Origin of the sequence: Micromonospora deserti, assembly GCF_003236335.1 — a bacterium.
GTDB classification, from domain to species: domain Bacteria; phylum Actinomycetota; class Actinomycetes; order Mycobacteriales; family Micromonosporaceae; genus Micromonospora; species Micromonospora deserti.
The window spans coordinates 1-10,681 of sequence record NZ_POUB01000209.1; the positions used below are offsets into that span (position 1 = coordinate 1).

Annotated in this window: 6 protein-coding genes; 2 read left to right on the plus strand and 4 right to left on the minus strand. The window is 73.1% G+C overall.

Annotated elements, in window-relative coordinates:
- Positions 1-29: 29 nt before the first annotated feature.
- Both C1I99_RS23590 and C1I99_RS23595 read right to left on the minus strand, forming a co-directional pair.
- A complete protein-coding gene (locus C1I99_RS23590) occupies positions 30-3,299 on the minus strand; it encodes a S8 family serine peptidase (RefSeq protein WP_111136397.1) in 3,270 nt (1,089 codons plus the stop codon).
- A 148-nt stretch (positions 3,300-3,447) separates the two neighbouring features.
- Positions 3,448-4,629, minus strand: coding sequence for a DNA recombination protein RmuC (locus C1I99_RS23595; protein ID WP_111136398.1), 1,182 nt, complete (start codon positions 4,627-4,629; stop codon positions 3,448-3,450).
- A 53-nt stretch (positions 4,630-4,682) separates the two neighbouring features.
- Between C1I99_RS23595 and C1I99_RS23600 the strand changes: the two genes are divergently transcribed.
- Positions 4,683-5,384, plus strand: a complete 702-nt coding sequence (locus C1I99_RS23600; protein ID WP_111136399.1) for a hypothetical protein — start codon at positions 4,683-4,685, stop codon at positions 5,382-5,384.
- A 133-nt stretch (positions 5,385-5,517) separates the two neighbouring features.
- On the opposite strand, the gene ppc is transcribed toward C1I99_RS23600, so the two are convergent.
- Positions 5,518-8,304, minus strand: coding sequence for a phosphoenolpyruvate carboxylase (gene ppc / locus C1I99_RS23605; protein WP_111136400.1), 2,787 nt, complete (start codon positions 8,302-8,304; stop codon positions 5,518-5,520).
- A gap of 266 nt (positions 8,305-8,570) precedes the next feature.
- On the opposite strand from ppc, the gene C1I99_RS23610 reads away from it, so the two are divergent.
- The gene (locus C1I99_RS23610; RefSeq protein WP_111136401.1) at positions 8,571-9,611 is read left to right on the plus strand and encodes a S66 family peptidase; all 1,041 of its coding nucleotides are present in this window, start codon (positions 8,571-8,573) and stop codon (positions 9,609-9,611) included.
- A 60-nt stretch (positions 9,612-9,671) separates the two neighbouring features.
- Here C1I99_RS23610 and C1I99_RS23615 read toward each other — a convergent pair whose 3' ends face one another.
- Entirely contained in the window at positions 9,672-10,586 is a 915-nt protein-coding gene (locus C1I99_RS23615; protein WP_111136402.1) for a cyclase family protein, read from the minus strand.
- Positions 10,587-10,681: the final 95 nt, after the last annotated feature.

Genomic DNA, 10,681 nt, shown 5'->3' on the forward strand with positions numbered 1-10,681 from the left:
GGGCGGGGCTCTCCGGGTGGTGGGGTGGGTCAGTTCACGGTGCCGACGGAGACGGCGCCGCGGCCGACGACCGCGCCCTCGGAGGTGACCACGGCCAGCTCACCGAAGAGTTCCCGGCCGGCGGCCGGAGTGGACTGGGCGGTCACCGAACCGGAGAGGGTGGCGGTGGCGCCGTTGGCCAGGGTGAGCGGGGTGGACGCCGCCGCGAGGGTGCCCAGCGACGGCGCCGAGAACGAGTCGCGGTAGTCGTAGGCGGTGCTGCCACCGGCCCCGTCGACCGCGTAGCCCTCGACGACCACCCGGTAGCTGCCCGCCACCGGGTTGGCGATGGTCACCGCCTCCTCCGAGTCGCCGTCGGCCTGCTGCCCGACCAGGGTGGTGCCCCGGAAGACGTACAGGTCGAGGTCGGCGGCGGCGTTGGCCGGGTTGCCGATCCGGGCGGTGAAGCTGGTCGCCCCGGCCGGCACCTCGACGGTGAACTCCTGGGACGCGTGCTCGGCGATGGTCGGCCGCTCGTCCTGGACGCTGGAGAGTGGACCGCCCTGCCCGGTCACCGTGACGGGGCCGAAGGTGTTGGTCAGCGACCAGGTCACCGGGGTCGCCGCACCGGCGGTGACCTCCGGCAGTTCGACCACGGCCGGTTCGACCGCGACACCCTGCACCCGCGCGGTGAGCTGGAACGGGTTGTTCAGCGACGGCGACGTCCGGCGGGACTCCACCTCGATCTCCCAGACCCCGGCGACCGGGTTCTGGTAGTCGCGCTCCTGCGGCTTGCAGGCGTTCGCGTTGGAGAAGTTGGTGTAGCAGGCGAGGCTGGAGGTGCTCTCCACCGGCACGCCGTACGGGTTGAAGGCGATGAACCGGGTCTGCGATCCGGTGGCGATGCCGGAGAGGTTCACCTGCAGCGCACCGGCGCCCGGCGGCACCGTCACGAAGTACGACGTGAAGCCGTTGCGGTCGACCGAGCCCTCGGCCGAGAAGGAGTAGCCCGGCTTCTTCCCGTCGGGCGAGGCGACCACCACGGTGGAGACCTCGAAGTCGACCACCGAGGTGGCCGGGTCGTCGATCGTCATGATGGCGCCATGTGCGCCGGCGGTGGCCGGCTTGGCGGTGACGGTCACCGTGACGGTCCTGTTCAGCGGGAGCGAGACGGTCTTCGGTGCCCTGAAGGTGCCGTCGTTGCCGCGCAGGCCGACCGCGTGCTTGACGGTGCCGGCCGGCCCGCTGGTGCGGGTGATCCTGACCTGGTAGGTCTTCGCCTGGCCGACCCGGTGCCCGCCGTCGGCGGAACCGCACCGGTTGTAGAGGCCGGTGCCCCGGTTCGGGGTGGCCAACTGCTCGGAGAGCACCGTGCAGACCGGGGCGTCGGAGGTGTAGGCGCGGGTCTGCACCCCCTTGCGCAGCAGCTTCCACGCACCCGGCACGTTGACCATGCCATAGCCCTGGCCGTACGTCGGGACGCCGGCGATGGGCTTGGCGGAGGAGTAGATGGCGCGGCGCAGGGCGGCGGGAGTGATCCCCTTGTCGCTCGCCTTGGCAGCCGACAGCAGCAGCGCGGCGGCACCGGCGGCCTGCGGGGCGGCCATCGACGTTCCGTTGAACATGCCGTAGCCCGGCGGCAGCGGGTAGCCGGCCTCGGGGACCGGGCCGCCGGCCTGCCAAACCGGGGTGGTGGAGATGGCCGATCCCGGTGCGGTGATGTTCGGCTTGGCGCCGCCGTCCTCGCGCGGGCCGCGGGAGGAGAAGTTGAACAGCGCGTTCTTCTTCCGGACCACCGAGCCGTAGTTGGCCAGCCAGGTGTCCCGGCTGACGCTCGCCGCGACGCTGACCACGTTCGACGAGGCCGACGGGTCACCGATGGTGTTGAGACCCGGGCCGGAGTTGCCGGCCGAGATGAACATCTGCACGCCGTAGGTGGTGATCAGGTTGTTGTAGAGCTCGGCGCGGGCGTTGTTGCCGTCGTTCAGCGCCGGCAGGCCGCCGATCGACATGTTGATCACGTCGACCTTGCGGTTGATCACCAGGTCCGCCATGCCGGTGGTGAGCGCGGCGTAGGTGCAGCCGCCACTCCACGAGCAGGCCCGCGCGGAGACCAGCTTGGCGCCCGGTGCCGCGCCGTCGAACGCGCCGTTGCCGAGCATGTCGTTGGCGGCGGTGATGCCGGCGACGTGGGTGCCGTGGGCGCTCTCCACGATGCCGATGTTGACGTAGTCGACCAGACCGGGGCCGCCGACCGGGGTGGTGTCCACGCCCTTGCGGTAATCGACCACGAACGACATCCGCTCGGCGGTTGGAGTCGCCGGGTTGTCGGTGCCGAAGTAGCCGATGTCGAACTTCTCCCGATAGGGCCGCATCATGGCCTCGTCGGTGAAGTCGTTGTTCTGGTTGGTGTCGACCCGGATGTTGTTGGTGGCCGGGTCGAAGAGGATGCCGAACGTGTCGGTCCGGTCACCGTCGCGGTTGACGTCACCGCCGGGGTCGCTGTTGCTGGTGATGGACTCACTGAACCGGTTGAACCGGTAGGTGCCCGTCGGAGCCGTCCACGTGGCGCCGGCCGCGCTGAACGACGGGCCGCTCACCTCCGTGATCATCGGGCGCCAGGTGGCGTCCTCGAACGGGTCCGTCGCCGTGATCCAGTCGACGATCTTGCGCTCGCCGGTGGTGGTCTTCTGCAGCGCCGGGTGCTCCAGGTCCACCCCCGAGTCCATGATGCCGATGGTGACGCCCCGGCCGTCCCACTCCGGGTGCTGCTCGACGAAGGTGACCGCACCCGTCTCGTTCGTCGGCATGTAGGGGTTGGCGGCCGGCGTGTCGGCGCCCGGGCCGCTGAGCGTGCCGCCCTGCTTCGCGGCCGTCCTGCCGTCCGGGGCCAGCTCCGGTCTGGGGTCGGGCAACTGGATCTTCTCGTCGAGGTCGACCGCGGAGACGCCCGGCAGCGTGGCCGCCGTGACCGCCTTGCCGGTCGGCACCTTGGCCAGCACGTACCCGATGGTGTCGTAGCGTTCGGTGACCGCCGCGCCCAGACCCTTGAGGTCGTCCGCGACCTCCTTCGCCCTGCCCTTCTCGGTGGCGACGATCATCGTGACGGTGGATGCCTTCTTCGCCTCCGCCTCGGCGAGGAGCTTGGCGTCGTGCGAGCCCAGCGCCTCGGCGGGGGTGGCCCGGGAGGCGTCCGGCGCGGCGGTCGGGGCGGCGCTCGCGGTGGCGGCGCCGCCGGCCACGGTCACGGCGCTGGCCGCCACGACCGACGCGAAGAGCGCGGCGGAGGTACGCCGGCTCAGGTTTCGGGGTTTGCTCACGTTCTCTTCCTCCAGAGAACAGGGCCCTGGGATGCAGGGCACACGTGAGCCGAATCCTTCGTGGTATCGATGGTCGTTGTCACGAGGGGAATGGCCGTTGTGGCCATCTCGTGACATCGAGTGATGCGTATCGTCACCGAAAAAGGTGCTAAGTGGACGGCCCGCCGGTGCCGCGCGGACCCGCCCCGTCGGCGCTGCCGAGCAGCTCCGGGGCCTGCGGTTGACGGGGGGCCAGCTCGATCTGCGCCGGTGCGGCGAGCTCCTCGCCGGAAACCCCCAGCTCGGCGAGCTTGCGCGCGCTGACCAGCACCCGCGCCTCCAGCGAGCCCACCGCCCGGTTGTACGCGGTCACCGCGCCGCCGAGGGAGGCGCCCAACTTGCCGACGTGATCGCCCAGGGTGGACAGCCGCCCGTAGAGCTCGCGGGCCAGCGAGTGCACCGCTGCCGCGTTGCGGGCCAGCACCTCCTGCCGCCACGAGTAGGCCACCGTACGCAGCAGCGCGACCAGGGTGGCCGGGGTGGCCAGCACCACGTTGCGGGCGAACGCGTGCTCCAGCAGCGTCGGGTCGCGCTGCAACGCGACGTCGAGGAACGGGTCGGCCGGCACGAAGAGGACCACGAACTCCGGGGCCGGATCGAACGCCGCCCAGTAGGACTTGGCGGCCAGCGCGTCGACGTGCGCCCGCAGGTGCTTCGCGTGCGCGTCGAGGTGGGCGTCCCGACCGCGCTCGTCGCGGGCCTCCATCGCGGTCAGGTAGGCGTCGAAGGGGGCCTTGGCGTCCACCACCACCGACCGGCCGCCGTGCAGCCGGACCACCAGATCGGGGCGGACGCCCTGGTGGTCGGTGGCGGCGGTGACCTGCTCGGCGAAGTCACAGTGCTCGAGCATGCCGGCGGCCTCGACGATCCGGCGCAGCTGGTGCTCGCCCCAGCGGCCCCGCACCTGCGGGGCCCGCAGCGCCGCCACCAGCTGCTTGGTCTCGGTGCGCAGCTCGCCGGAGACGGTGCTCATCGCCCGGACCTGCTCACGCAGCTCGGCGTAGGCATCGACCCGGTCGCGCTCCAGCTCGGTGACCCGCTGCTCGTAGCGGCGCAGCGTGTCGTGCAGCGGGGCCACGGCCCGGGCGACCGCCTCCTGTGACTGCGCGGTCGCCTCGTAGCTGAGCGCGCGCAGGGACTGTTCCAGCCGGCCCTCGCCCTCCCGGGTGGCCCGCAGCGTGGCGTCCAGCCGGGCGATCTCCGCCGTGGAGCGGGACCGGGCGGCGAGCCAGCCCACCGCGCCGCCGGCGGCGAGGCAGACGATCACCACGGCCAGCGTCGAGAAGTCCATCACCAGAGCTTGCCAAACGCGTACGACCTAACCGCCCCGGGTACCGTCGGGCCATGGAACTTCTGCTCGTGGCCGTGCTCGTGCTCGTGGTGGTCGGCGGCGCCGTGTGGTGGCGCCGGGAGAGCGCGGCCCGCGAGGCCCGTAGCCTGGCCGACGTGCGGGCCGACGCCCAGCGCTGGTACGAGCGCCTCGGCGGCCAGGTGTTGAACCTGCACGGCGACCACCCGGCGGTGCGCCAGGCGCTGGTCGACGCGGGGGAGCGCTACAACGCGGCCGGCAGCCAGCTGGAGCAGGCGCAGACCGTCCAGCAGTACCGGCTGGCCCGGGAGACCGCGCTGGAGGGGCTGGCGTACGCCCGGGCGGCCCGGGTCGCGCTCGGCATCGACCCCGGCCCGGACCTGCCCCCGCTGGCCGCCGCCGAGGGCGCCGGGCAGCTCACCCGGGAGCGCCAGGTCGACGTGCAGGGGCAGACCTTCAAGGCCGGTCCGCAGCCCGGCCGGGACACTCCCTACTACTACCCCGGTGGGCGCATCCAGGGCCGGCCGGTGCCGGCCGGTTGGTACTCCACCCCGTGGTGGAAGACCGCGCTGGGCGCCGGCGCCGGCGTGATCGGGGGGATGCTGATCGCCGACGCGCTCTTCTCACCCGCCTTCGCCGACCCCGGCTACCCGGAGAACTACGCCGACGGCGCCGACCAGGCCGGCGACGCCGGCGGCGACTTCGGTGGCGGGGACTTCGGGGGCGGCGACTTCTGAGCGGGTCTCGGGCGACCCGCCGCGACCGGTCGGCTGACCGCACGCGCACCGGGAGAGCGGCCATCCGACCGGCCACCCCTCCCGGCAGGACACGCCGGCGCGGCGTGATCCCCGGGCCCCCGCCTGGGCGGGGTCAGCCCGTGTTGCGCATGCCGGCGGCGATGCCGTTCACCGTGGTGAGCAGCGCCCGCTCCAGCGCCGTACCGTCGCTCGGCGCGCGGCGACCGCCGGGCGCGGTCGCCACCGCCCGACCCGCCGCACCGGACTCCCGGTACTGCCTCAGCAGCGCCACCTGGAGGTGGTGCAGGGGCTCCAGGTAGGTGTCCCGCACGGCGAGGGTGCGCTGCAGCACCGGCGAGTTCTCCAGCAGGGCCGGCGAGCCGGTCACCGCCAGCACCTCCTGCTTGGTCAGCTCGTACTCCTGCTCGATCTTGGCGAAGATCGGGTGCAGCTTCTTCGGCACCAGGGTCTCGACGTACCGGCGGGCGATGGTCAGGTCGGTCTTGGTCAGCATCATCTCCACGTTCGACAGGAACGTGCGGAAGAAGTGCCAGTTGCGGTGCATCTCGGCCAGCACGTCCGCCAGCCCCGCGGCCCGGGCCGCGGCCAGCCCCGAGCCGACCCCGAACCAGCCGGGGACGATCTGCCGGGTCTGCGTCCAGCCGAACACCCACGGGATGGCGCGCAGCCCGGCCAGCCCGGCGCCGGTGTTCGGCCGCTTCGCCGGCCGGGAGCCGATGTTCAGCGCGCCGAGCAGCTCGGTCGGCGTCGACGCCCAGAAGTACGCCGGCAGGTCCGGGTCCTCGACCAGCGAACGGTACGACCGGAACGCCGACTCGGAGACCAGCTCCATCGTCGCGTCCCACCGCTCCAGCATCTCGGCGGGCTGGCGCGGCGCGGTGTGCAGCAGGGTCGCCTGGAGCACCGCGGCCAGGGTCAGCTCCAGGTTCTCCCGGGCCAGCGACGGCAGCGTGTACTTGTCGGAGATGACCTCACCCTGCTCGGTCACCTTGATCGCGCCGTCCAGGGTGCCGTACGGCTGGGCCAGGATCGCCTCGTGCGTCGGCCCGCCGCCGCGACCCACCGTGCCGCCCCGGCCGTGGAACAGCCGCAGGTGCACCCCGTGCCGGGCGGCCACGTCGCGCAGCGCGCGCTGGGCCCGGTGGATGGACCACTGGCTGGTGGTGATGCCGGCCTCCTTGTTGGAGTCGGAGTAGCCGAGCATCACCTCCTGCACGTCGCCGCGGGCGGCCACCAGGGCCCGGTACGCCGGCAGCGAGAGCAGTTCGTCGAGGAGGTCGCCGCCGGCGTTCAGCTCGGCCGGGGTCTCCAGCAGCGGGACGAAGCCGATCCGGGCCCGGCCGCTGTGCACGTCGACCAGGCCGGCCTCGCGGGCCAGCACCACCGCGGCGAGCACGTCGTCCACCCCGAGGGTCATCGAGACGATGTACGACTCGGTGACCTCCGCGCCGAACCGGTCCTGCGCCTCGCGGATGGTGCCGAACACGTCGAACGTCTTGCGGGCCGACTCGGTCAGCGGGGTGTCCAGGGTGGAGAGCGGGCGGCGGCCGGCCAGCTCGTCGGCGAGCAGCTTGGTGCGCTCCAGCCGGGTCAGCGACGGGTAGTCGGAGACCTCGCCGACGGCCGCGTAGAGCTGGGCCAGCACCGCGTGGTGCGCCTCGGCGTGCTCCCGGACGTCCATCGTCGCCAGGTGCAGCCCGAACGCGGAGACCGTACGGATGGTGGAGGCGAGCCGGCCCACGGCGGTGAGCTGCCCCGAGTTGCGGGCCAGCGAGGCGCGGAGCAGCTCCAGGTCGGCGATCAGCTCGGCCGAGCCCCGGTAGTCCCGGCCGGGCACGTGCGGGGTGCCCTGCCGTAGCCGCTGCCGGGTGTTGGCCAGCTTCGCCTTCACGCAGCGGGCCTTGAGCCGGTACGGCTCCTCGGCGTTGACGCGGCGGAACCGGGGCGCCACCTCGGGCAGCGAGTCCAGGTCGGCGGCGAGGCTGGCGGAGAGGTCCAGCGACACCCCGCGCAGCCGGCGGGAGACGGACACCTCGTTGATCAGGTGGTCCATGGCCTTCTCGGTGGCCGCGATGCCGTGCTCGTGCTGGATGGTGAGCACCTCGCGGGTGACCGCCGGGGTGACGAACGGGTTGCCGTCCCGGTCGCCGCCGATCCAGGTGCCGAAGGTCAGCGGCCGGGCCGTCGGTGACGTCTCCACCCCGAGGGTGCGCAGTGTGTCGGCGAGGTCGTCGAGCACCTGCGGCGCGGCCTCGGCGTACAGGTCGCGCAGGTAGTAGATGGCGTTGCGGGCCTCGTCGGTCGGGTCCGGCCGGTCCAGTCGCAGCTCGTCGGTCTGCCACATCAGGTCGAGCAGCTCGGCGAGGCGGCGGTTGGCCGGTCCCTCGTCGCTGGCGCCGTAAAGGATGGCGTTGGCGGTCTCGGCGTCCAGTTCGTCGGCGATCGCGCGCAGCTTGGACAGGATGGACCGGCGGGCCGCCTCGGTCGGGTGCGCGGTGAAGACCGGCCGGACCGCGAGCCGCCGGGCCGCCGCGGCGATCTCCTCCGCCGGAACCCCGCGCTCGGCGATCATCTTCGCCGCCTGGTCCAGCCAGCCGCCCTGGATCGCCCGGCGGCGGCGCAGGTCCCGGGCCCGGTGCACCTGCTCGGTGATGTTGGCCAGGTGGAAGTAGGTGGAGAACGCCCGGGCCAGCTTGGTGCCGGTGGTGACGTCGAGGCTGGCGAGCCGCTGGGCGGCGGCCGGGGCGTCGGAGCGGACCTGGGCCCGGATCTCCTCGACCAGGTCGAGCAGCGGCCGGCCCTCCTGGCGGGCCAGGGTCTGCCCGAGCAGCGTGCCGAGGCGGCGGATGTCGGCCCGCAGCGCGGCGTCGGGGCCGTCGTGGTCGTGCTGGTCGGTCACGTTGCGCTCCTTACGTGAGTACGAAGGACAGCGCTGTCCGACTCCCTGGATCGTATCCGCGTCGACCCCGTTGTAAGGAGGGGGCCCGGGTTGCGACCCATCTCTCAGTCCCGCCGGTCTCTCAGTCCCGCCGGCCGGGGTGGCGCCAACGGGTCCCGGGACCGCCCGCCGGCACCGTCCACGCCGCCAGCCTATGGCCGGTACCACCCTGGTTCGGGCGGTTTGCCGGGCGGAAACCGGCGTGGCCCGCCCGATAGCGTCTGGTCATGGTGTGGTTGCGCTATCCGCCGAAGCCGAAGCCGGGTGACCGGGTCGCGGTCGTCTCGCCCTCCGCCGGCCTGCCGGGTCTCTTCCCGCACGTGTACGAGCTGGGGCTGCGCCGGCTGCGCGAGGGGTTCGGCCTGGAACCGGTGGAGTACCCGACCACTCGGGTGATGGGGGCCGACCCGCGCGACCGGGCCCGGGACCTGACCGCCGCCTTCGCCGACCCGACGGTGACCGCCGTGCTCGCCACGGTCGGCGGGGACGACCTGATCACGGTGACCCCGCACGTGGACGACGCGGTGCTGCGGGCCAACCCGAAGCCGTACTTCGGCTACTCGGACAACACCAACGTGCTCAACCACCTGCACCGGCTGGGTGTCGTGGCCTACCACGGCGGCTCGGTGCTGGTGCACCTCGGCCGGCCGGGCGCGCCGCACCCGCTCACCGTCGACTCGCTGCGCGCCGCCCTGTTCACCTCCGGCTGGTACGAGCTGACGCCCGCGGCCGAGTACGGGGACCAGCCCAACGACTGGCGGGACCCGGCCACGCTGGGCTACGAGCCGGTGATGTTCCCCGGCACGGGCTGGCGCTGGCAGGGCCCGTCGACGGTGGTGCAGGGGCGCACCTGGGGCGGCAACCTGGAGATCCTGCACTGGCTGATGGCGACCGACCGGATCCCCTCGGCGGCGGAGTTGGCCGGCGCGGTCCTGATCATCGAGACGTCCGAGGAACTGCCGTCGGCCACCGAGGTCTTCCGGATGCTGCGCAACATGGGGGAGCGTGGGCTGCTCGCCGGGTTCCCGGCGGTTCTCGTGGGCCGGGCCAAGGCGTGGGAGTTCGACCGCCCGCACACGATGGAGCAGCGCCGCGAGTTCGCCGACGCCCAGCGGGACGCCGTCACCCGGGCGTTGGCCGCGTACCATTCGGACGCGGTGGTGGTCTTCGACGTCGACCTCGGCCACACCGACCCGCAGCTGATCGTCCCGTACGGCGGCGAGGTCCGCGTCGACGCTGTCGACCGCCGCATCAGCGTGCGCTACTGACCCCGCCGACCGGCCCGCACTCCCGGCGAGTCGGCCCGCTGCGGCGAGCCGGGTCGATGGTCAGCCGTCGAGGATCGCGAAGGCACGGACGGGGAAGCTGCCCATACCGGCGACCAGCGGCGGGGCGGCGGTGAACCGGAAGCCGGCCGGGGGCAGCGCGTCGAGGCCGGTCAGGTGCTCCACGATCGGGATGCCGGCGGCCAGCAGGCTGCTGTGCGCCGGGCGCTCGCCTCCGGCCGCCGGGCTCATGTCGTCGATGTTGATCGAGTCGATGCCGACCAGGGCCGCGCCCGCGTCCGCCAGCGCCCGGGCGCCGTCACCGGTGAGGTGGGGTGCCTCCGGAGCCCCGTACCGCGCGGTGCCGAAGTGCGCGTCCCAGCCGGTGTGCAGGAGCACCGCCCGCGCCGCCACGTCGTACGGCGCCAGCATCAGCCGGTCCACCGCCCGGGTGCCGACCGGCACCCGGACCACGATGCCGGGCAGGTCGGCGAGGCGGCCCAGCGGTGTGCCGGCGAGGTCGGCGCCGTCGGCCCAGCGGTGGGCGGGAGTGTCGAGGTAGGTTCCGGTGTTGGCGATCATGTCGATCCGCTCCACCTGGAACTCCGTGCCGGGGGCGTAGGTGGCCCGGGACGCCTCGCGAGTCAACCACTCGGTGATCCGCGGCGCCGGCCGGCCGGGCAGCGTCGTCATCCCGTCGCGGATCACGTGGCTCAGCTCGACCAGGCGCCGCCCGGCGCCGGCCGGACCGGCGGCCACGCCCCGACCGCCCTTGTGCGCCTCCTCGACGACCGTCTTGCCGGTGATCCGGACCTCGGCCACCATCAGCAGCCCGAGGTGCCGGACGAAGAGCGCCGCGAGGTCGTCGTCGCTGATCTCCCGACCCGGGATGTCCAGCCGGAACCCCTCCGTCCGGAGTCCGCCGCCGTTGGCGAAGGTGACCTCCGCGTCGAACCGCACCCGCCACTGTCCGCTCATGATCGCAGCCGACCACGGCCCGCCCGCCGCGGTCAAGATCCACCGTCCCATGATCTGCCGGTTGGGCTCGGGGCGTGGGGCGTTCAGGGCGTGGG

Excerpts from the sequence above, each read along its gene's own strand:
- C1I99_RS23600 (WP_111136399.1), top strand. The coding sequence starts at position 4,683 with ATGGAACTTCTGCTCGTGGCCGTGCTCGTGCTCGTGGTGGTCGGCGGC.
- C1I99_RS23595 (WP_111136398.1), bottom strand. The coding sequence starts at position 4,629 with ATGGACTTCTCGACGCTGGCCGTGGTGATCGTCTGCCTCGCCGCCGGC.
- C1I99_RS23610 (WP_111136401.1), top strand. The coding sequence starts at position 8,571 with ATGGTGTGGTTGCGCTATCCGCCGAAGCCGAAGCCGGGTGACCGGGTC.
- C1I99_RS23615 (WP_111136402.1), bottom strand. The coding sequence starts at position 10,586 with ATGAGCGGACAGTGGCGGGTGCGGTTCGACGCGGAGGTCACCTTCGCC.